This is a genomic window from Paenibacillus sp. FSL H7-0940, assembly GCF_037979415.1.
GTDB lineage: Bacteria > Bacillota > Bacilli > Paenibacillales > Paenibacillaceae > Paenibacillus > Paenibacillus amylolyticus.
The window spans coordinates 4,859,118-4,882,337 of record NZ_CP150280.1 but is presented as its reverse complement, the minus strand read 5'-3'; the positions used below and the strand labels follow the sequence as shown (position 1 = coordinate 4,882,337).

Genomic DNA, 23,220 nt, shown 5'->3' with positions numbered 1-23,220 from the left:
GGTTAAGCGAATTTAAAGAAGCAATTCCCGAACGTTATATTTGTCAATATGTTAAATGTTCGTCTTTAAGTTGACATTAGCTGTAGGGGATTGTTAGAATGTTAGATGTGTCGATCAGGTAAGAATAAGGTCGAGTAGGAACGAAATGTGTAATAAGAGATTACTAAAATGAACGAAGATAGTTTGACAGATATTTGCTCGTATAACGCCGGGAATAGGGCCCGGAAGTATCTACCCGGGAACCGTAAATTTCCGGACTACGAGGAGATACGGCTGAGAGTCGCATGCAACCAGATGCGGACAGCAAGCCCCCTTTTGGCATGCCCAAATGAGGGATACGTATTTCTTGGAGTCCGGTGTCCGGAGAAAATGTGATGTTTTCGCGGGTAGCGGATTTTTTCATTTCACACGTAATAAGAGTCCCTTAATAGTCAGATGTAATCAAAAAAGCGCAGACGGGAGTTGGATGTATTCATGTCACTGCAAGTCGCTGTAATTATGGGCAGCAAGTCGGATTGGGAAACGATGAAACATGCGTGCGAGGTGCTGGACGAGCTGGAGATTGGGTATGAGAAAAAGGTGGTCTCCGCCCATCGTACACCGGATCTGATGTTTGAATACGCAGAGCAAGCAATTGATCGAGGATTCAAGGTGATCATTGCAGGGGCAGGCGGGGCAGCACATCTACCTGGTATGGTTGCCGCCAAAACGATGCTTCCAGTCATTGGCGTACCGGTTCAATCCAAAGCATTGAACGGTCTCGATTCCTTGTTGTCCATTGTTCAGATGCCTGGTGGTATTCCCGTCGCAACTGTGGCGATTGGCAAGGCGGGGGCAACGAATGCAGGATTGCTGGCAGCTCAAATGATCGGTGCTTTTGACCCGGATGTCCAACGTCGCTCTGAAGCTCGCCGAGAGCGCATCAAACAAGAAGTACTCGAAAGTAGTGAAGAACTATGAGTAGCACAGGGAACCAGTCCGGTATAACAGGAGAGCTGAAAAATGTCCTGCTGCCGGGGAAGACAACCATCGGCATTCTAGGGGGCGGACAGCTCGGACGTATGATGACGCTCGCAGGAACGGCAATGGGGTATCGATTCGTTACTCTTGATCCCGCTGCGGATGCACCTTGTGGTCAAGTTGCTCGTCAGATTGAAGCTGGTTATGACGATGCCAAAGCTGCACTTGAACTGGCTCGGCAATGCGATGTCATTACGTATGAATTCGAAAATGTGGATGCAGAAGTCGCTGTGCTGCTCGAGCGTGAGTCTTACGTTCCACAAGGAAGTGCGTTACTGTACACCACACAACATCGGTTGCGTGAAAAACGTGCGATCGAAGCTGCTGGAGTAAGAGTCGCGCCTTATCGTGAGATCACAAGTGTGGATACGATGCTTGCTGCTGTTAGCGAACTTGGAGTGCCGTGTGTACTGAAGACGGTGACTGGAGGCTACGATGGCAAAGGTCAACGGGTCATCCGGGAAGCAAGTCAGGCTGTTGCCGCATATGAAGAACTTGCAGCTACTGGTGCGGAACTGGTGCTGGAACAATTCATCAAGTTTGAATGCGAGATTTCGGTCGTTGTAGCGCGTAGTACAAATGGGGAGATCAAAACGTTCCCGCCAGCGGAGAACATTCATGTGAATAACATTTTGCATGCTTCAATTGTACCGGCTAGAGTTGCTGCAGACATCCAGATTGAAGCACAGAAACTGGCAGCAGCGGTGGCAGAATCGATGAAGGCTGTTGGGCTACTGGCTGTGGAACTGTTTGTAGCGGCGGATGGAAGACTGTACGTTAACGAACTGGCACCAAGACCGCATAATTCTGGTCACTATACGATGGAAGCTTGTGCGACTTCTCAGTTCGAACAACATATCCGTGCGATCTGCGGATTACCACTCGGGGACACCTCGTTATTGAGTCCAGTTGTTATGGTCAATGTGCTTGGAGAACATCTGGAAGGCATTATCGCCAGAACAGGGCAACCTGATGCAGAAGCGATAGAGCTCGGTGTGATTCCCAAGCTTCATATATATGGTAAAACCGAAGCAAAAACAGGACGGAAGATGGGGCATGTGAATCTGCTCTGTCAGGATGTTGAAGAAGGATTGCAATGGATTGAACAAACTAACCTCTGGAGGAATACAAATTCATGATTGAACGTTATAGCAGACCCGAAATGAGAGCCATCTGGACCGAAGAAAACAAATTCCAATCGTGGCTGGAAGTTGAAATTTGTGCATGTGAGGCGTGGGCCGAACTGGGTGTAATCCCTAAGGAAGAAGCAGCATTGCTTCGTCAGAACGCATCTTTTGATATCGATCGCATCTATGAGATTGAAAAGGAAACACGTCATGACGTTATCGCATTTACACGTACGGTATCTGAAAGTCTGGGTGCAGAGCGGAAATGGGTGCACTACGGACTGACTTCCACAGATGTCGTGGATACGGCTCTGGGTTATGTACTGCGTCAAGCGAATGAGATTTTGGAAAAGGATATCGTGAATTTCATTGAAATTCTGCGTGAAAAAGCACTGGCTTATCAGCATACACCTATGATGGGACGTACGCACGGCGTGCATGCGGAGCCAACAACATTTGGACTGAAAATGGCGTTGTGGCATGAAGAGATGAAACGGAACCTGGAGCGTTTCCGCCATGCAGCAGACAATGTACAATACGGCAAAATCTCAGGCGCAGTTGGAACATATGCGAACATCGATCCGTTTGTCGAAGAGTTTGTCTGCGAGAAGCTGGGCACGAAACCTGCGCCGATCTCGACTCAAACATTGCAACGTGACCGTCATGCGGAATATATGGCTACACTGGCGTTGATCGCAACGTCCCTGGACAAGTTCGCTACAGAGGTACGTGCACTGCAGAAGAGTGAATTCCGTGAAGTGGAAGAAGCTTTTGCAAAAGGTCAAAAAGGATCTTCCGCGATGCCGCACAAGCGTAACCCGATCGGTAGTGAAAACATCTCCGGTCTGTCCCGCGTCATTCGCGGACATATGGTATCGGCATACGAGAACGTAACGCTCTGGCATGAACGCGACATCTCGCACTCTTCCGTAGAACGTATCATTCTGCCGGATGCAACGATGCTGCTGAACTACATGCTGAATCGTTTTGGTAACATCGTGAAGAACCTGACTGTTTTCCCTGAAAACATGAAACGCAACATGGAGCGCACCTACGGGGTACCATTCTCCGGTCGCATCATGACAAAGCTGATCGACAAAGGCTTCAGCCGCGAGCAAGCATACGATACCGTTCAACCACGTGCGATGCAAGCATGGGAAGAACAACGCCAGTTCCAGGATATCGTGAAATCCACACCGGAAATTACGGAAGTGCTGAACGAAGAAGAAATCGCAGATGCATTCAACCCGTCATGGCACCTGAAGCACGTTGACACCATCTTCAAAAAGCTCGGCTTGAACGACTAATATATTAAGGTTTTGAATTATTCTACTCTCTAAAAGTATAGGTTGATTATGTGTTCACGCTGGAACGGAGAAGGCAGAAAAAACCTGAAGAAGCAAAGCGCTCGCCTTTATCACCGGATTTCCCCCTTGAGAAAGGGATCAGAAAAATCCGGGGATAACAGCGATCGGAAGGTTATTCTGCATTCGGAGTGGCCCCGCGTGATGAGGGGAATTGGACGTATACTTTACATCTCCTGAAAGAAGGTGAGCCCATGGCACTGTCCACTGCGGCAGATCTCGTTAAAGCACCTCTGTTATATAAAGGAAAAGTACGTGAATTATACGATCTGGGTGAACATTTTCTGATCGTGGTTACGGACCGTATATCGGCATTTGATTACGTGCTGGACCCGGCGGTTCCCGAGAAAGGAAACGTACTGAATAAACTCAGCAGCTTTTGGTTCGAACTGACGGGTGACATGATGGAGAATCACGTCGTTCATACCGATGTGAATCAACTGGTTGATCTCATCACAGATCCTGAATTGCTCAAAGACCGCATCATGGTAACCCGCAAAGCAGAACGCATTGATATTGAATGTGTCGTGCGTGGATACATCACGGGTGGGGGATGGAGACAATACGAGACGAGTGGTGAAGTGAATGGCATTAAACTGCCTGATGGACTTCGCAAAAACGCCAAGCTCGAAGTTCCTATTTTCACACCGGCAGCCAAAAACGATGTTGGTCACGATGAGGACATCCCAATGGATCGCATGAAAGAACTGGTGGGAGACGCACTCGCAGTTGAGCTTCAGGAAAAAAGCTTGCGCCTGTACGAATTCGCCCGTGATTACTGTGATCAGCGTGGCATCATTCTGGCAGATTGCAAATTCGAGTTCGGCATCGTGGATGGCAAGGTCATCCTGATTGACGAAATCTTCACCCCAGATGCTTCTCGCTTCTGGGCCAAAGAGAATTATGAACTCGACATCGAGATCGACAGTATGGATAAAGAGCCAGTGCGCACCTATCTCGCCGGAACCGATTGGGACAAGAACAGCAAACCTGATCCACTTCCACAAGAGGTAGTAGAGACAACAACCGCAAGATACGTCGATATTTATAACCGTTTAACGAAATAATAAAGTTTAACGTTTGAGGAGACTAACGTTTGAGCGGGCTACGAGAAAGTTTGGCTTTCGATCGCTGTTGCCCCCGGAATGTTTTGATTGGAATCCTTTTTTCAAAAGGAAACATTCCGGTTGCAAAGGCGAGCACTTCGTTTCTCTAGCTCAAATCTTTCCCTCCGCCAGTGTTCAAACTGGTGGGTGAGGCAATTAAGAGCGGTGGCTTCCCACAGGTAGGGGAAGCCTTAAAAATTAAGAGAATTAAATTCACTAATTACTAAAGTAACTTAAAGACCATTCGCCATTCACTGTTTTGAAGGAATGGTCAGGCTAGACGATTACACACCGTGCAACGTAAAAGGTTTAGGCCTTTAAAAAACGTCGCATGGACTAGCGGAGGGGCGGAATTGTTCTTAAAGGAGCGATAGCGTTCGCCTTTGTCCCCGGGTTTTGACCGCACAGCGGGCCAAAACAATCCAAAAAACCTGGGGACAACAAGCGACCGGAAAGAACAATCCGCCCCGGAGCAAGCACCAAAAGTAACTTTTTTAACAGCGTAAAGCATTTATCCCGTTCATTACTGAGGAGGAACATAAGGATCATGATCAAAGCAACCGTATATGTCACTATTAAGCAAAGCGTACTCGACCCGCAAGGCGTAGCTGTTCAAGGAGCCCTGCATTCTATGGGATTCAACGAAGTGGAAAGTGTACGGATCGGTAAAGTCATGGAATTGAACCTGGATACAACAGATCGTGCGGAAGCGGAGAAACGATTGAAAGTCATGTGTGAAAAGTTGCTGGCCAACACCGTTGTTGAAGATTACCGCTACGAATTGGAGGGTTAATCTCATGAAATTTGCAGTTCTTGTGTTCCCTGGCTCCAACTGCGACATCGACTGTTATAAGGCAGTGGAAGATGCAATTGGGCAAGAGGTTGATTATGTATGGCACACGGCTACAGATCTATCGGCTTATGATTGTATTTTAGTTCCGGGTGGTTTCTCTTATGGTGACTACTTACGTTGCGGAGCGATTTCCCGCTTTGCACCGGTAATGAACGAGGTAGCGAAGGCTGCTGAACAAGGTAAATATATTCTTGGTATTTGCAACGGATTCCAGATCCTGACGGAAGCGGGATTGCTTCCAGGTGCATTGATCCGTAACACTTCCCTGAAATTCCGTTGTCACGATACGGTATTGAAAGTGGCAAACGCAGATACACCATTTACACGTGATTATGCACCGGGTGAAGAGATTATCATCCCGATTGCTCACGGTGAAGGAAACTATTATTGCGACGAGGAGACGCTCGCGAGTCTGCAAGCGAACAACCAGATCGTATTTACGTACGGGACCAACCCGAACGGTTCCCTAGGTGATATTGCAGGAGTCTGTAACGAGGCTGGAAACGTGGTCGGCATGATGCCGCATCCAGAGCGTGCAGTGGATTCACTGTTTGGTTCGGAAGACGGCAAACGTATGTTTACATCTATTTTGAAAGCATGGAGGGATCGGCATGACGCAGCAGCTATCCGCTAAGGAACCAACAGCAGAACAGGTCGCAGAACATAAACTTTACGCACAAATGGGCGTATCTGACAGCGAGTATAAGCTGATCTGTGAGTTCATGGGGCGTAAGCCAAACTACACGGAAATTGGTGTGTTCAGTGTAATGTGGTCCGAGCATTGTGCTTATAAAAACTCCAAGCCATTGCTGCGCCGTTTCCCAACCACTGGACCACGTGTCCTGATGGGACCTGGTGAAGGTGCCGGTATCGTGGATATCGGTGATAACCAGGCCGTTGTATTCAAAATTGAAAGCCATAACCATCCTTCCGCAGTTGAGCCTTATCAAGGTGCGGCAACAGGTGTGGGCGGCATTATCCGTGATATTTTCTCCATGGGTGCAAGACCGGTAGCAATACTGAACTCCCTTCGTTTTGGCAAGCTGGAGAGCGATCGAGTTAAATATTTGTTCGAACATGTGGTAGCAGGTATTGCTGGATACGGTAACTGTATCGGTATTCCTACCGTTGGTGGCGAAGTGATGTTTGATGAGAGTTATGAAGGCAATCCGCTGGTTAACGCCATGTGTGTGGGTCTGATTGATCATGACAAGATTCAGCGCGGCGTAGCTAAAGGTGTAGGTAACCCTGTGTATTATGTTGGTCCGCCAACAGGCCGTGATGGAATTCATGGAGCAACCTTTGCATCGGTTGAATTGACGGAAGAATCCGAGTCCCAACGGACAGCCGTTCAGGTCGGTGACCCGTTTATGGAGAAACTGGTGATGGAATCTTGTCTGGAATTGATCGACACGGGAATCGTGCTGGGAATTCAAGATATGGGTGCCGCTGGTCTGACATGTTCGAGTGCAGAGATGGCAAGTAAAGCGGGTAACGGTCTGGAACTGTATCTGGATCAGGTACCACAGCGTGAAGAAGGCATGACACCTTACGAGATGATGTTGTCTGAGTCCCAAGAACGGATGTTGTTCGTTGTTGAGCCGAAGGACGAGGCGCAGGCGATGGAAATCTTTGAACGTTGGGGCGTAATCTGTGCCAAAGTTGGTAAAGTAACGGATGACGGTCGTCTGAAATTGATCCACCACGGCGAAGTGGTCGGAGATATGCCAGTAACGGCACTGGTTGACGAATGTCCAGTGTATGACAAACCTTCTTCTGTACCTGCATACTACGAGCAAAGTGCTTCCATCGACACGCTTCGTTACGACGAAGTGTCGGATCTCGGCGGAGCGTTGAAACAAGTATTGGCTTCACCAACAGTAGCTAGTAAAAAATGGGTGTATGATCAATATGACTACATGGTGCGTACAAGCACTGCCGTTCGTCCGGGTTCGGATGCGGCTGTAGTTACGATTCGTGGCACACGCAAAGGTCTCGCAATGACAACGGACTGTAATGGACGTTATGTGTACCTTGATCCTGAAGTTGGCGGACGGATTGCCGTAAGTGAAGCAGCGCGTAACATTGTATGTTCCGGTGCTGAGCCACTGGCGATTACTGACAACCTGAACTTCGGTAATCCGGAGAAACCGGATATTTTCTGGCAAATGGAGAAAGCGGTAGACGGTATGGCGGAAGCTTGCCGTGTGCTGGATACGCCGGTCATCGGTGGTAACGTAAGTTTGTATAATGAAAACGCCAAAGGCTCCATCTATCCAACGCCAGTTGTCGGTATGGTAGGTCTCGTTCATGATACGGATCATATCACGACACAAGCATTCAAGTCCGAAGGTGATGTTATCATCCTACTGGGTGAAACAAAAGCTGAACTGGGTGGCAGCGAGCTGCAATACGCGGTTCATGGTCAGACGGAAGGTCGTCCACCAGAACTGAACTTGCAAACAGAAAAAGCGTTGCTCAGCACGGTGCTGGAAGCTATTCAATCCGGTCTCGTTCGCTCGGCACATGACTTGTCTGAAGGCGGCTTGGCTGTTGCACTCGCAGAGTCTTGCATCAGTGGTAACGTAGGAGCACAGGTGAATGTGGAGACTGCATTGCGTGCAGATCACGCCCTATTCAGTGAGAGCCAATCCCGTATCTTGTTGTCGGCTACGCCAGAGCAAGCGGGTAAACTTGAAGCATTTGTACGTGAGCGTGGTGTACCTGTAGCTGTGATTGGACGAGTAGAAGGAAGTAACCTGACGATTGAATTGAACGGAACATCAGCCGTGAGCGAACCTGTAGGAGGTTTGGCTCAGGTCTGGGAGGATGCGATTCCATGTCTCATGAACTGACGACAGGACCGTTGTGGACAGGCGATTATTATAATGAAGGGTCCGGCAAGGAAGGACTCGACAAATTGAAAGAAGAATGCGGTGTGTTCGGGGTGTTCAGACACCCTGACGCGGCTTCGCTCTCCTATTATGGACTGCATGCGCTGCAACATCGGGGCGAAGAAAGTGCAGGCATGTGTGTGAGTGATGGCAGCCAGTTTAACTATCATCGCGGCATGGGTCTGGTGAAGGAAGTATTCACCAAAGACCTGATGCAGACGCTGACCGGGGATATTTCCATTGGACATGTCCGTTATTCAACGAGTGGTGACAGTAAACTGACAAACGCACAGCCATTGGTATTTAAATACCGTGATGGCGATTTGGCGGTAGCGACCAACGGGAACATTGTGAATGCACCAACGATCCGGCGCGAGCTGGAGCAGAGCGGGTCCATTTTCCAAACAACAAGTGATACCGAGGTCATTGCGCATCTAATTGCACGATCCTCCAAAGGGCTTGTGGAAGCGGCAAAAGAGGCGTTCCAGCGCATTGTGGGTGGTTATGCATTTCTGATCATGACCAACGACAAACTGCTCGTGGCTTCCGATCCGCACGGACTTCGTCCGCTGACGATGGGTAAGCTGGGAGATGCATATCTGTTTGCATCTGAGACGTGTGCACTGGAAACAATTGGCGCAGAGTTAATCCGTGACATTGAACCGGGTGAACTACTTGTGTTGGATGCAGATGGTCTGCACGAGGATCGCTTTGATCATCACAAACACCGCAAGGCATTATGCGCGATGGAATATATTTATTTTGCTCGTCCGGATAGTGATATGAATGGTACGAACCAGCATGCGGCCCGTAAACGGATGGGAAGCCGGATGGCGATTGAGTCGTTTGTGGATGCGGACTTGGTTACGGGGGTACCAGATTCCAGCATCTCGGCGGCCATTGGATATGCTGAACAGACAGGTATTCCGTATGAAATGGGTATGATCAAGAATAAATACACTGGACGTACGTTTATCCAGCCAAGCCAGGAATTGCGGGAGCAGGGCGTGAAGATGAAGCTCAGCGCTGTGCGTCGCGTTGTGGAAGGCAAACGTGTGGTCATGATTGACGACTCCATCGTACGGGGAACAACTTCCCGACGGATCGTGAACATGCTGCGTGATGCAGGAGCTACCGAGGTTCATGTGCGCATTACATCACCACCTTTCAAAAACCCGTGTTTCTACGGTATTGATACGCCTGACAGCCGCGAATTAATTGCTTCACAGTTGTCGGTGGAAGAAATCTGCAGTGAAATTAATGCGGACTCCCTGGAGTTCCTCAGTCCCGATGGACTGATTGCATCGATTCAGGGAGATAATCAGGATGATCCGAAGGGCGGACTATGTCTCGCATGTTTTGATCATGATTACCCAACCCGCCTCGACTTTGGCGGCGAGGAAAAATTCGGCTGTAGCTGTTAATCCTTAAGCCCCGCTTTGCGGAGCAACAGGGGCTAGGCAGCCAGGCGAAGCAGCTGCCACCGGGTCTAGCCCGAGCCCTTAAGCCCCGCTTTGCGGAGCAATAGGGGCTAGGCAGCCAGGCGAAGCAGCTGCCCCGGGCCAAGCCCGAGCCCTTAAGCCCCGCCTTGCGGAGCAACAGGGGTTAGGCAGCCAGGCGAAGCAGCTGCCCAGCGGGCTTGCCCGCAGCGTAGCTGAGCGGGGTTCGCTGACCGATGGCTTGCAGCCAACGGAATCGGCGAACAATCCCGCGAGATCACGCACGAACCAACCATAGCAAGATCACACCAGCCACCTCTGCACCGCTTTTTTGGCGGGTGTCCAGAGGGCCTGCCAAGGTCCTATGGGGTCCTCCCGGGCGGGAGGATTTAGGTGGGGCGAAAAAAAAGGAGATGATTCCACTTGTCCGAAGCATATAAAAAGGCCGGCGTTGATATCGCGGCAGGTAATGAAGCGGTTGAACGGATGAAAAAACACGTGAAGCGTACCTTCCGTCCGGAAGTGATGACAGATCTGGGTGGATTCGGTGCCCTGTTCGGTTTGAACAAAGATAAATACGATGAGCCGGTGCTTGTATCCGGTACGGATGGCGTAGGCACCAAGCTGAAAATTGCATTTGCCATGGACCGTCACGATACCATCGGAATCGACGCGGTAGCGATGTGTGTGAACGACATTGTGGTACAGGGTGCAGAACCACTCTTCTTCCTCGACTATCTGGCATGTGACAAAGTCATTCCTGAGAAAATTGAAGCTATTGTTGCGGGTATCGCTGAAGGGTGTCATCAATCTGGTTGTGCGTTGATCGGTGGCGAGACGGCGGAGATGCCGGGCATGTACAGTGAAGGCGAATACGATATTGCCGGATTCACGGTGGGCATCGTGGACAAAGCGAAGATCATCAATGGTACAACCATTGCTCCTGGCGACACAGTAATTGGCCTGGCTTCCAGCGGTGTGCATAGTAACGGATTCTCGCTGGTACGTAGACTTTTGTTGGAAGATGCGGGACTTGATCTGCATGATGAAGTAGCGGAACTGGGTGGTAAGCTGGGCGATTCTCTGCTGGAACCTACAAAGATCTATGTTAAACCTCTGTTGTCCCTGCTGGAAAAGGTAAAAGTAAAAGGCATGGCACACATTACAGGTGGTGGTTTCATCGAGAATATCCCACGTATGTTGCCTAGCAGTGTGAATGTGGATATTGACTACGGCTCTTGGCCGATCCTGCCAATCTTCAACCTGTTACAGGAAAAGGGTGCTGTCTCGAACCGTGACATGTTCACCACATTTAACATGGGTGTTGGGCTTGTACTGGTCGTTAATGAAGCAGATGCATCAGAAGCGCTACAACAACTGAAAGCATCTGGTGAAGAAGCGTACATCATTGGCCGTGTTACTGAAGGAGATGCGCGAGTAACCTTCACGGGAGCGGATGTTTAATGGCGAACTACCGCATAGCTGTATTTGCCTCGGGTGAAGGGACTAACTTTCAGTCATTGGTCGATGCAGTACGGAATGGTGGGCTGAATGCATCCGTTGATCTGCTCGTGTGTGATAAACCATCTGCACGTGTTGTGCAGCGGGCACAGGACGCAGGCGTGGAATGTCATCTGTTTACTCCGAAAAATTATGCTTCCCGTGAAGCCTATGAGGCAGAGATCGTGGAAGTGCTTGAATCCAAAAAGATCGACTTGGTCGTTCTTGCTGGATATATGAGATTGCTGACTTCCGTTGTGGTGGATCGTTACGCAGGGCGGTTGATTAACATTCATCCGTCCTTGCTACCGGCATTTGCAGGTAAGGATGCGATTGGACAGGCATTGGAATACGGTGTGAAAGTTACGGGTGTGACCGTGCACTTTGTGGACGGAGGCATGGATACTGGACCAATTATTGCCCAGCATCCGGTTCCCATTTTGCCAGAGGATACGCCTGAGTCAATCAGCCGTTCCATTCATGCGGCTGAACAGCAGTTATACCCTGAAGTTGTTTCCTGGTTCGCGCAAGGTCTGGTTCAGTTAGACGGACGTCACGTCACTGTTAACAAACCGGTTTGATATAGTTTTAAACTTTTTCACACATTAACGGAGAGGACAGAAAAAACCTGGAGAAGCGAAGCTAAAAGCTTTCTGAAAGAAAGCTGCATCGGAAGCATATACTTCGCCTTTATTACTGGATTTTTACCATTGAGAAATTGTTCAAAAAAATCTAGGAATAACAGCGATCGAAAGATTATTCTGGACTCGTAGTGTTTTAGTGTGAAAATCTATTTATCAACTGTATAACAGAAGTCGAATATTGGTACGCATTTTGTGATATTTCTCGGGAAATAAATCGGCTGTGTTTCGTCAGGAAACGCGAAGCCATGGGACATTAAAGGAGGAGCATATTGTGAGTATCAAAAGAGCGCTGGTTAGCGTATCGGATAAAACGGGCATCGTGGACTTTTGCCGCGAGCTGTCGCAAATGGGTGTGGAGATTATTTCGACAGGAGGTACAAGTAGCCTGTTGTCGAAGGAAGGCGTACCTGTCATCGGAATTTCGGATGTGACCGGATTCCCGGAAATCATGGACGGACGTGTCAAAACATTACATCCGGCAGTTCATAGTGGGTTGTTGGCTGTGCGTGATAACGAAGAGCACACACGCCAGATGGAAGAACTCGGTCTCGGCTATATCGATCTGGTTGTCGTGAACCTGTATCCATTCCAAGAGACTATTGCGAAACCGGACGTAGCATACGAAGATGCCATCGAGAACATCGATATTGGCGGTCCAACGATGCTTCGCTCGGCAGCCAAAAACCATGCCTTTGTCAGTGTCGTTGTAGACGCATCTGATTACAGCCAAGTGCTGGAGGAAGTGCGCAACGATGGAGATACCACTCTCGAAACTCGCAAACGGCTTGCGGCAAAAGTGTTCCGTCATACGGCGGCTTACGATGCACTCATCTCCGACTACCTGTCCAACGTAAATGGCGATCCACTGCCAGAGCGTCTGACGGTTACTTACGAAAAACTCCAGGATTTGCGTTACGGCGAAAATCCACACCAGCAGGCGGCATTCTACCGCAAACCGCTGGCTGCACAAGATACGTTGACAACAGCCGAGCAATTGCACGGCAAAGAGTTGTCTTATAATAACATCAACGATGCGAACGCAGCATTGCAGATCGTCAAAGAATTTGAAGAACCGGCAGTTGTGGCGGTTAAACATATGAACCCATGCGGCGTAGGAATTGGCGCAAGTATCTATGAAGCCTACAGCAAGGCATATGCTGCAGATCCAACGTCTATCTTTGGTGGCATTGTAGCAGCGAACCGCATTATCGACAGCGACACAGCAGGCAAGTTAAGCGAGATTTTCCTGGAAATCGTACTTGCTCCTGACTTTACACAAGAGGCTCTCGATATCCTGACGAAGAAGAAAAACATTCGTTTGCTCAAAACGGGTGAGTTGAATGCTGCTCGTAAACGGGAGAGCCAATTCGTGGTAACGTCTATCGACGGCGGCATGATCGTGCAACAGTCCGATGTACACTCCATCGAAGCGAGTGAACTGAACGTGGTAACGGATCGTGCGCCATCGGAAGAAGAACTGAAACAGCTGTTGTTTGGCTGGAAAGTAGTTAAACACGTGAAATCCAATGCGATTGTACTTGCTGCGAATGATATGACGGTGGGTGTGGGCGCTGGACAAATGAATCGTGTGGGTGCAGCCAAAATTGCGATTGAGCAAGCGGGCGAGCAAGCAAAAGGTGCTATTCTGGCATCCGATGCGTTCTTCCCAATGGGTGATACGCTGGAACTGGCAGCAAAAGCCGGAATTACAGCCGTGATTCAACCTGGTGGTTCGATCAAAGATGAAGAGTCCATCAAAGTAGCCAATGAATACGGAATTGCCATGGTCTTCACAGGCGTTCGTCACTTCAAACACTAGAACGAAAAAGGTTTAAATAAGGGGTGTCGCCAGTCATACTTATGACTTATGGTACACCCCCTCTTTTTTAGGTTTTTTAACACGCATTAGCGTAACAAATCCAGTTATGCACGGAGGGGGAACAGAGCGAATGGATATTCTGGTAGTAGGCGGCGGTGGCCGGGAACATGCAATCATCTGGGCATTGGCAAAGAGTCCAAAGGTAGACAAGATTCACTGTGCACCTGGAAACGCAGGCATTGCTCAGCTCGCTGAGTGTCATGCCATTGCGGTAAATGAATTCGATAAACTAACGGCTCTTGCTGTAGAGCTTAAAGTAGGTTTAGTGGTTATTGGTCCGGATGATCCGCTTGCGGATGGGATCGTGGATGCATTTGATTCGACAGGTATTCCGGTATTCGGACCTCGTCGTAATGCAGCAGAGATCGAGGGAAGTAAAACGTTCATGAAGGATCTGCTGCACAAATACAACATTCCAACCGCAGCCTATGAAAAATTCGACAACTACGAACAAGCTCAAGCATACCTGAATGAGCAAGCAATCCCGGTTGTCATCAAGGCAGATGGATTGGCTGCGGGCAAAGGTGTGACGGTAGCTTATTCTCGTGATGAGGCTGATCAGGCACTTCGCAGTATCATGGTGGACAAAGTATTTGGTGAAGCAGGAGCCAAAGTGATTATCGAGGAATTCCTCGCAGGACAGGAAATGTCGATTCTGGCTTTTGTCGATGGGGAGACGGTTCGCCCAATGGCCGCAGCACAGGATCACAAACCTGTATTCGACAATGATCAGGGGCCAAACACAGGCGGTATGGGTACATACTCACCTTTGCCACATATCCCTGCTTCTATTATTGAGGAAGCCGTGGAGACGATCATCAAACCAACTGCCAAAGCGATGGTTTCCGAGGGACGCCCATTCCAGGGTGTATTGTTTGCCGGGCTGATGATTTCACCAGATGGTAAACCAAAAACGATTGAGTTCAACGCACGTTTTGGTGATCCCGAAACACAGGTTGTTTTGCCACGTTTGAAGAGCGACTTGTTCGATATTTTCTGGGCAACCGTTCATGGCAAGCTGGCTGACATTGAGATTGAATGGAGCGATGAAGCTGCTGTATGTGTGGTACTTGCTTCAGGAGGTTATCCGGGTCCTTATGCCAAAGGCGTAGTCATTGAAGGACTGGATCAAGTGCAAGATGCCGTGGTATTCCACGCAGGTACAGCACGTAGTGAAGCAGGAGACTGGGTTACGAATGGTGGACGGATCCTGGGTGTAGTTGGCCTTGGTGCGGATATTGCCGAAGCTAGAAACAAAGCTTATGAACAGGCGGAGCGTATCCACTTTGATGGTAAACATCAGCGAACGGATATTGCTGCCAAAGCACTCGTATAGAATGAATATAAGAGCCCGTAAAGATGTATACCGGAAAGGTATTTGCATCTTGCGGGCTCTTTGATACGTATATAGATGTATCTTGTGCATAAGGCCGGACTTGTTTTATACGGGAAAGAATATGGGGAAGATTCAAAACGGGATTAAATCAGGGAGATCCGGCATGTTTAATGCCCTAAAGTAAGGGGTAGTATTTTTATAAATTGGACTATACTAGACATGTGAACAATATCACATTATGAGGTAATATCAATCATATTATATAAAGTACGTAACATACATAGAGACTAATTTGTGAACATTATACTGTAAGCTTGTGGCAAACCATAACGTGCAACTGGATGGTTGAGCGGGAAACATGGTATACTTTTCGGAAACAGGAATGAGTACGAGGGGAGGTGGATATCTATTGGGTAGGCGATATTGTAAATTGTCCAAATGGCGAATCTAGGTGGAGTTAAGCGAGGAACAATTGACAGCATGAGGGGTAACCCGATTTGAATGAAGAAGTTTCTGCAAGTCATTGACTTCATCTTGAATTCCTGTTTTGTAATTTTACAAGGTCAAACGTAAGACTTATACAAAAGATATCATTGAAATCAATTTTATATAAGGCAGACGTCGTGTTGAAAGACTAACAGTTGATGAATGGTTAACACAGTTAACGGATCACGCTGTAACTATCTCTGGAGGTGAATCCCTGAGAACCGGGGAAATCATTGGACATAATTACCATATTGAATATCGTTTTACTTATTATCTTGATTGCATTGACTGCATTTTTCGTAGCATCGGAGTTCGCTGTAGTCAAAATTCGTACATCAAGAGTGGATCAACTGGTTGCGGAGGGCAATAAAAAGGCCGTATTGGCTAAAAAAGTTGTCTCGGACCTGGATTATTATCTGTCAGCCTGTCAGCTCGGTATTACGGTCACTGCTCTGGGACTGGGAGCGCTCGGAAAACCGACGGTTGAGAGATTGTTATATCCGGTATTCAATTATTTAGATGTACCTGCTTCAATCTCGTCGATTGCTTCCTATGCGATCGCCTTTATCCTCGTCACGTTCTTGCACGTGGTTGTTGGTGAGATGGCACCGAAAACGTTGGCGATTCAATTTTCAGAAAAACTGACATTAATGCTCGCCCCATCGCTATACTGGTTTGGTAAAATCATGTATCCGTTCATCTGGGCGCTTAATGGAACATCACGTGTTCTTCTGCGAGGATTCGGTGTGAAGCCTGCCAAACATGATCAAGCCTACTCGGAGGATGAGATCAAAATCATCATGAACCAGAGTTATGAAGGTGACGAGAACAACAAGACCAAGCTTTCATATCTGGAAAATGTATTTGTGTTCGATGAACGTGATGCCAAAGACATCATGGTACCTCGTACAGAACTGGTGACATTAGATCAGGATATGACCTATGACGATATTATTCCTATATTGGATGAACATAACTACTCACGTTACCCTGTCATCGAGGATGGGGACAAGGACCGCATTATCGGCGTTGTGAATGTGAAAAAGATTTTGCCTGACATGGTAGCCGCAAGATCGTATCAACTAAGCGAGTTCGTTCGTGAGATCCCATTTGTTTCCGAAGTTACAAGTATCCAGGATGCAATGATTAAAATGCAGCAGGAACGTGTACACATGGCCGTGGTCGTGGATGAATATGGGGGTACCTCGGGTATCATTACGATGGAGGATATTCTGGAGGAACTTGTCGGTGAGATTCGCGATGAATTCGATGCCGATGAGGTGGCCGATATTCAGGAGACCGGAGAGAATCAATATCTCATTAATGGTCGGGTACTTTTGGATGAAGTGGAGCGGCAGTTCGGACTTAGCTTTGAAGGTAATGAAGAGATGGATACCGTTGCTGGATGGATCCAGTACCAGAAGGGTGTAGGTGTGGAAAAAGGCGACACGGTAGAACACGGCGATTATGTGTGGACCGTTGTTGATACCGAAAACTATCACATCAAACAAGTTCTTCTGGAGCGGGTAAACGGCGCGCAGGTCGAGGAAGCGACTAGCGATCTGGCGTGATCTTGGTTGGTTCGATCTGACTGTAATCTAGGGTTTGACTGCCTATTTGGCTACTGCCCTCAGAATTTAAAACGTTTTGGCAACGTAGCAGTGTAGGGGACGGAATCGATCCTGAAGAAGCGTAGCGTTCGCGTTTGCAAACCAATTTTAAACCTTTGAAAACAATAATCAGGAAAATTTGGAGGCAATGGCGATCGGAAGAACGAGCCGTCACCGGAACGTCACTCGTGCAAACCTTATTTTAAAATTTAATGGAGGTGAATCCCTCAACCCGAGGGAAATCATTGGACGGAATAATAGCCTTGAATTTATTTTTAGTAGCCGTATTTATAGGTCTGACAGCCTTTTTCGTTGGAGCCGAATTTGCAATTCTTAAAGTACGGATGTCCCGAATCGATCAATTGATCTCGGAAGGCAACAAAAAGGCAGTACTGGCCAAAAAAGTGGCGCACAACCTGGATTATTATCTGTCGGCGTGTCAATTGGGGATTACCATCACGGCGCTGGTATTGGGAGCCTTGGGTGAACCTACTGTTGAGAAAATGCTGCATCCGCTCTTTGAGCGAATGGAAGTACCAGCGGCATTGTCTACCGTGCTTTCCTATGGTATTGCTCTGGCGATCATTACGTTCCTGCACGTGGTTATTGGTGAATTGGCACCGAAAACCCTGGCGATTCAGTTTGCAGAGAGAATGACGCTGTTGCTGGCACCACCACTGTACTGGTTCGGTAAAATCATGAATCCATTCATCTACGCGCTAAATGGAGCTGCTCGTCTGTTGCTTGGCATATTTGGTGTAAAACCTGCCGGGCATGATACCGTTCACTCCGAAGAAGAGCTGAAGCTGATTATGGCACAGAGCTACGAGAGTGGCGAGATCAACCAGACGGAGCTGGACTATCTCAAAAACATTTTTGCTTTTGATGAGCGTCTGCTTCAGGAGATTATGATTCCACGAGATAAAATTGTTACTCTGAATAAGGAAATGCCGATTGATCAGATCATTGAGACGCTAAATCGACATGAATACACGCGATACCCTGTTATTGCAAATGGGGATCAGGCTCATTTTGTTGGCTTTATTAATACAAAAGAAATGCTGACGAGTGTGGCTGCGGGCAGAGATTTCAATATGGAGACATTTGTTCACAATACGCCGAGTTTCTCCGAGCGTTCTCCAATCAAGGATGTACTGATCCAGATGCAGCAAAGCCGTGTACACATTGCAACCGTGAAAAACGAGGCAGGTGCTACGGTAGGTATGGTTACGATGGAGGATATCCTTGAAGAGATTGTCGGAGATATCAAGGATGAATACGAGCATAAAGATTTGGTGAATCCACCAAAAAGAATGAAACTGGTTTAAGAAGCAGTAATGCAAAAGTAATACAGGAATACGAAGCAACCTAATCAATCGTTATACGCTAAGCAGGTTCCCGGAGTGATCGGGGCCTGCTTTTTGTATTAAATCTTAATTTTAAAATAAAAGCTTGCATATTGAGGTCCAATGGATTAATATAAATTTAAAGAATCTTAACTTAAAGATAAATAACAGAAACCAATAAATAAAAGAAGCAAAAACAACCTATGATACAACTAAAACCAAGGGAGTGGAGATTATGTTCAGAACTTCAGGAATTCATCATATTACAGCTTTTGTTGACGATGCGCAGAAAAACGTTGATTTTTATGCAGCTGTGTTGGCGCTCAGACTGGTGAAAAAAACAATAAACTTTGATGCACCGGACGTGTATCACTTGTATTACGGGAATGAGCAGGGTGCACCGGGCACAATCATTACCTTTTTCCCACAGCAGAATTCAAGAAGAGGTGTCATTGGGTCAGGTCAGACTGGAGTTACCGTATATGCGGTTCCTGTAGGAAGCCTGCCTTTCTGGAAAGAACGTCTTGCTTCCTTCGATATTCCATATGAAAATAAAACCAGATTTGGTGAGCAGTACATTCGTTTCTTCGACAAAGGCGGTCTGTTGCTTGAACTGGTTGAGCGTGAAGGCGGTCAGCAAAGCAACTGGAGTTTCAACGGTGTGACACCGGAGCATGCCATCAAAGGATTTGGCGGAGCCGTATTGTTCAGCCACGTTCCTGAGAAAACCATGGACGTCTTGGTGAGCAAACTGGGTCTGGAGCAAGTCGGTGAAGAGAACGGACTCCTTCGTCTTCAGGCAAGCGGCGATATTGGTCAGATCATCGATATTCAGTCCACAGGTATCCAACGCGGGATTGGCGGAGCCGGAACGGTTCACCATATTGCATGGCGTGCCAAAGATTACGCGGAACATGAACAAATTCAGCAGGATCTTGAACAATCCGGATATCATCCAACGCCAGTCATTGACCGTCAATACTTCAACGCTGTGTATTTCCGGGAGCCGGGTGGTATACTGTTCGAACTGGCTACGGATCCTCCGGGATTTGCACGGGATGAACCAGCAGAGAGCATGGGTGAGAAACTGATGTTGCCTGAATGGTATGAACCACAGCGTGAGCAGATTGAACAATTGTTGCCACGAATTGAAGTACGTGAATGGAAAGGAGAGTCCAAATCATGACCACAACCAATACAATGAAACATATCTATAAAGCAGGTGCTCAGCCGGATGCGCCAACAATCCTGTTGCTTCATGGCACAGGCGGAACCGAGAATGATCTGATCGGTCTGGCGGAGATGATCGCACCAGGAGCTGGCATACTTGGGGTGCGGGGTAATGTATCGGAGAACGGGATGCCCCGTTTCTTCCGCCGCCTGGCCGAAGGCATTTTTGATGAAGAAGATCTGATTGCTCGTACGGCAGAGCTGGGATCTTTTGTCGATGCAGCTGCGGTGGAATATGGGTTCGATCGTTCCAACGTGTATGCACTGGGTTACTCTAACGGTGCCAACATTGCGGCAAGCTTGATCTTCCATCAAGCAGATGTATTCAAAGGTGCAATTCTGCATCACCCGATGGTACCGTTGCGCGGACTTGAACTGCCGGATCTGAAAGGCCTGCCTGTGTTCATTGGTGCGGGCGAGAACGATCCGATTGTACCAAGACGTGAAACCGAGGAACTTGCTTCGCTGCTCAGCGGTGCAGGTGCCGATGTAAACACGCATTGGGAGCGTCAGGGTCATCAGTTGACTCGTACCGAGGCAGAAGCCGCGGCAGCTTGGTTTAAGACTCAGGCGTAAATTGGGTGGATAGACGGTTATGAAACGTGTAGAGACAGCCTGATCGTGAAGATCGGGCTGTTTTTCCTTTTTATTTTGATCATCGTCAGGAAGAAGAAATGATTGACTGGTGTTATGTAACCGTTACTAACCGGGTAAACATTTGAATGTGTGGTAGATAACCTTGTATGCTTAGTGATATAGCTATGTATCAACATCATGAACTGGAGGGGTTAATGTGGAACGTAACATCAAGGAACTGGTACAGCGGATGACACTGGAAGAAAAAGCGGGCATGTGCTCGGGACTGGACTTTTGGCATCTGAAAGGGGTGGAGCGTCTTGGCATTCCATCCATCATGGTGACGGACGGACCTCACGGACTACGCAAGCAGGATGGGAGTGCAGATCATCTGGGTCTAACGTCGAGCGTGCCTGCAACCTGTTTCCCGTCTGCGGCAGGATTGGCTAGTTCATGGGACAAGGAGCTGGCGCGTCAGGTCGGGGTGGCTTTGGGTGAGGAATGTCAGGCCGAGGATGTAGCGGTATTACTTGGACCGGGTGTAAATATTAAACGTTCCCCATTGGGTGGACGTAATTTTGAATACTTTTCCGAAGATCCGTTGTTATCTACGCAGATGGCTACCGGTCATATTCAAGGTGTGCAGAGCCAGGGTGTGGGTACGTCTCTCAAACACTTTGCAGTTAATAATCAGGAAGAACGGCGTATGTCGATTGATGCGGTGGTAGATGAACGGACACTGCATGAGATCTATCTGGCGAGCTTCGAAGGTGCGGTGAAGGATGGACAGCCGTGGACGGTGATGTGTTCTTATAATAAGGTGAACGGTACGTATGCAGGTGAGAATGAATGGTTGCTTACGGATATTCTGAAAGACGAATGGGGTCACGAAGGTCTTGTGGTATCAGACTGGGGTGCGGTTAATGAACGTGCAGATGCCCTTGCAGCAGGACTGGAACTGGAGATGCCAACAAGTGGTGGAATCGGTGAGCGTAAAGTGATCGATGCCGTAGAAAGCGGACAACTGCCGCTGGACAAGCTGGATCGGGCGGTGGAGCGTCTGCTTACGCTGATCTTTAATGCCGTTGATCAAAAGCAAGATGGGGCTGCATATAACAAGGATGAGCATCACCAACTTGCGCGTAAGGTGGCAGCCGAGAGTATGGTTTTGCTGAAAAATGAAGAAGGTATCCTGCCGCTTGGGCGTGAAGGCGATGTGGCGATAATCGGGGCATTTGCGCGTAAACCTCGCTTCCAGGGCGGGGGAAGTTCCCACATTAATCCGACCAAAGTGGATGATATTGTGGAAGAGATGACACAGGTGGCTGGCGAAAGTGTAACCTTCTCGTATGCCCCAGGTTATCGGATTGAAGCGGATGATGTGGATGAGACATTGATGCATGAGGCTGTTCAGGCAGCACAGTCAGCGGATACCGCTGTTGTGTTTGTTGGATTGCCGGATCGTTATGAATCCGAAGGGTATGATCGTGCCCATTTGCGTTTGCCTGACAATCATATTCGTCTGATTGAAGAGATTGCAAAAGTACAATCACGTGTGGTTGTGGTGCTGAGTAACGGATCTCCAGTGGAGATGCCTTGGTTGCCGCAGGTGCAAGCGGTGCTTGAAGCTTATCTTGGTGGACAGGCCGTTGGTGGAGCGATAGCTGATCTGCTGTATGGAGAGGTGAATCCGTCCGGTAAACTGGCAGAGACATTCCCTGCCAAACTCAGTCATAATCCATCTTATTTGAATTTCCCGGGTGAAGGGGATCGTGTCGATTACCGGGAGGGTATCTTTGTTGGTTATCGCTATTATGATAAAAAAGAGCTGGAGCCACTGTTCCCGTTTGGTTATGGACTGAGTTATACGACATTTGAATATGCTGATCTGAAGGTAGATCGCACAGAATTGACCGATCAGGATGAGGTGAATGTGCAAGTAAGGGTCACCAATACCGGTGACAGAGCGGGCAAAGAGATTGTACAGTTGTATGTCAGCGATGTAGAGAGCACAGTTATTCGTCCTGTAAGAGAATTGAAAGGATTTGCGAAGGTGGCCCTTGAACCTGGAGAGTCCAAAGTGGTGAGCTTCACACTAAACAAACGTTCATTCGCCTATTACAACGTAGATATGAAGGACTGGCATGTGGAGACCGGAGAGTTCGAGATTCAGGTAGGCAGTTCCTCACGGGACATTCATGTGCACACACGTGTGAATGTAGAGTCTACAGCGACATTCCTTCCAACCTATACGCGTAATAGTACATTGGGTGATATCCAGCGTGATCCGGCCCATAAACAGCTACTGGACCAGGCTTTGCAACAATTCCAGGAAGCCAGTGGGTTCGGCGGTGATGATGCCGGGGATCATGCAGATATGATGGATGCGATGATGAAATATATGCCGCTGCGAGCACTGGTTGCGTTTAGCGGTGGGGCCATGACGGAAGAAGCGATGAATGAACTTCTGGAGCAGCTGAACAACAAGGATCATGGTATTAGGGGATAAGGGGCTGTGCTCTTAAACCGAGTATTCGTCCATCCTTGGATTAAGCGATTACGATTATGCGATACGTGCAGGAACTGCGCACGAAGCAACAAGAATGTGCATGAGGGCCAGCCGCATAGTGGCTAGGACAGTTACCCGATCCGATCATGGATCGGGTTTTCTTTTTGCACAAGGAAAAAGGGGGGAAGGAACGGTGGGATGTGGGGTGATCCTAGCAACGTGACAGAGGTGACAGGACTGCTCTAACTTGCTGAAGCAATATGGTTGTCGTAAAGGATAGATTAATCTATAATGAAGTAAT

Annotated in this window: 17 protein-coding genes and 1 riboswitch; all 17 genes read left to right on the top strand. The window is 48.2% G+C overall.

All coding sequences use genetic code 11. The annotated features are described in order from the left end of the window. Positions 1–178: 178 nt before the first annotated feature. Positions 179–280: riboswitch (purine riboswitch) on the top strand. 194 nt (positions 281–474) lie between these two features. Continuing rightward, the gene (gene purE / locus MHB71_RS21460) at positions 475–960 is read left to right on the top strand and encodes a 5-(carboxyamino)imidazole ribonucleotide mutase (protein ID WP_017690699.1); all 486 of its coding nucleotides are present in this window, start codon (positions 475–477) and stop codon (positions 958–960) included. After that, positions 957–2,159: a 5-(carboxyamino)imidazole ribonucleotide synthase gene (gene purK, locus MHB71_RS21455; RefSeq protein ID WP_340027622.1), complete on the top strand. Its 1,203-nt coding sequence runs from the start codon at positions 957–959 to the stop codon at positions 2,157–2,159. The genes purE and purK overlap by 4 nt, the downstream gene beginning before the upstream one ends. Continuing rightward, positions 2,156–3,454: an adenylosuccinate lyase gene (gene purB / locus MHB71_RS21450; RefSeq protein ID WP_036668399.1), complete on the top strand. Its 1,299-nt coding sequence runs from the start codon at positions 2,156–2,158 to the stop codon at positions 3,452–3,454. Before purK ends, purB begins: the two co-directional genes overlap by 4 nt. Positions 3,455–3,705: 251 nt before the next feature. Beyond that, entirely contained in the window at positions 3,706–4,578 is an 873-nt protein-coding gene (locus tag MHB71_RS21445; RefSeq protein ID WP_340027620.1) for a phosphoribosylaminoimidazolesuccinocarboxamide synthase, read from the top strand. Positions 4,579–5,164: 586 nt separating this feature from the next. Next, positions 5,165–5,410: a phosphoribosylformylglycinamidine synthase subunit PurS gene (purS, locus tag MHB71_RS21440; protein ID WP_017690695.1), complete on the top strand. Its 246-nt coding sequence runs from the start codon at positions 5,165–5,167 to the stop codon at positions 5,408–5,410. A 4-nt stretch (positions 5,411–5,414) separates the two neighbouring features. Further along, positions 5,415–6,104 carry a phosphoribosylformylglycinamidine synthase subunit PurQ gene (purQ, locus tag MHB71_RS21435; protein ID WP_036606071.1) on the top strand — a complete coding sequence of 230 codons (690 nt, stop codon included), beginning with the start codon at positions 5,415–5,417 and terminating at the stop codon, positions 6,102–6,104. Beyond that, positions 6,082–8,325, top strand: a complete 2,244-nt coding sequence (gene purL / locus MHB71_RS21430; protein WP_340027618.1) for a phosphoribosylformylglycinamidine synthase subunit PurL — start codon at positions 6,082–6,084, stop codon at positions 8,323–8,325. The genes purQ and purL overlap by 23 nt, the downstream gene beginning before the upstream one ends. Further along, positions 8,310–9,788 (top strand): amidophosphoribosyltransferase, encoded by a 1,479-nt coding sequence (purF, locus tag MHB71_RS21425; RefSeq protein ID WP_340027616.1) that lies wholly within the window; start codon positions 8,310–8,312, stop codon positions 9,786–9,788. Before purL ends, purF begins: the two co-directional genes overlap by 16 nt. 438 nt (positions 9,789–10,226) lie before the next feature. Further along, on the top strand, positions 10,227–11,267 hold the full coding sequence (purM, locus tag MHB71_RS21420) for a phosphoribosylformylglycinamidine cyclo-ligase (RefSeq protein ID WP_340027615.1): 1,041 nt from the start codon (positions 10,227–10,229) through the stop codon (positions 11,265–11,267). Next, positions 11,267–11,884: a phosphoribosylglycinamide formyltransferase gene (gene purN, locus MHB71_RS21415; protein ID WP_307414985.1), complete on the top strand. Its 618-nt coding sequence runs from the start codon at positions 11,267–11,269 to the stop codon at positions 11,882–11,884. Before purM ends, purN begins: the two co-directional genes overlap by 1 nt. 334 nt (positions 11,885–12,218) lie before the next feature. Then, complete coding sequence (gene purH, locus MHB71_RS21410) at positions 12,219–13,766, top strand: bifunctional phosphoribosylaminoimidazolecarboxamide formyltransferase/IMP cyclohydrolase (RefSeq protein ID WP_091019800.1); 1,548 nt, start codon at positions 12,219–12,221, stop codon at positions 13,764–13,766. Between the two features lie 130 nt (positions 13,767–13,896). Beyond that, a complete protein-coding gene (gene purD / locus MHB71_RS21405; protein WP_340027614.1) occupies positions 13,897–15,162 on the top strand; it encodes a phosphoribosylamine--glycine ligase in 1,266 nt (421 codons plus the stop codon). A 719-nt stretch (positions 15,163–15,881) separates the two neighbouring features. After that, positions 15,882–17,219: a hemolysin family protein gene (locus MHB71_RS21400; RefSeq protein WP_340027613.1), complete on the top strand. Its 1,338-nt coding sequence runs from the start codon at positions 15,882–15,884 to the stop codon at positions 17,217–17,219. Between the two features lie 284 nt (positions 17,220–17,503). Further along, positions 17,504–18,586 (top strand): hemolysin family protein, encoded by a 1,083-nt coding sequence (locus MHB71_RS21395; RefSeq protein WP_036606063.1) that lies wholly within the window; start codon positions 17,504–17,506, stop codon positions 18,584–18,586. A 250-nt stretch (positions 18,587–18,836) separates the two neighbouring features. Next, the gene (locus tag MHB71_RS21390; RefSeq protein WP_340030211.1) at positions 18,837–19,790 is read left to right on the top strand and encodes a ring-cleaving dioxygenase; all 954 of its coding nucleotides are present in this window, start codon (positions 18,837–18,839) and stop codon (positions 19,788–19,790) included. A 14-nt stretch (positions 19,791–19,804) separates the two neighbouring features. Next, a complete protein-coding gene (locus tag MHB71_RS21385) occupies positions 19,805–20,410 on the top strand; it encodes an alpha/beta hydrolase (RefSeq protein WP_036668429.1) in 606 nt (201 codons plus the stop codon). Between the two features lie 217 nt (positions 20,411–20,627). Continuing rightward, positions 20,628–22,919, top strand: a complete 2,292-nt coding sequence (locus tag MHB71_RS21380; protein WP_340027612.1) for a glycoside hydrolase family 3 C-terminal domain-containing protein — start codon at positions 20,628–20,630, stop codon at positions 22,917–22,919. Positions 22,920–23,220 lie beyond the last annotated feature (301 nt).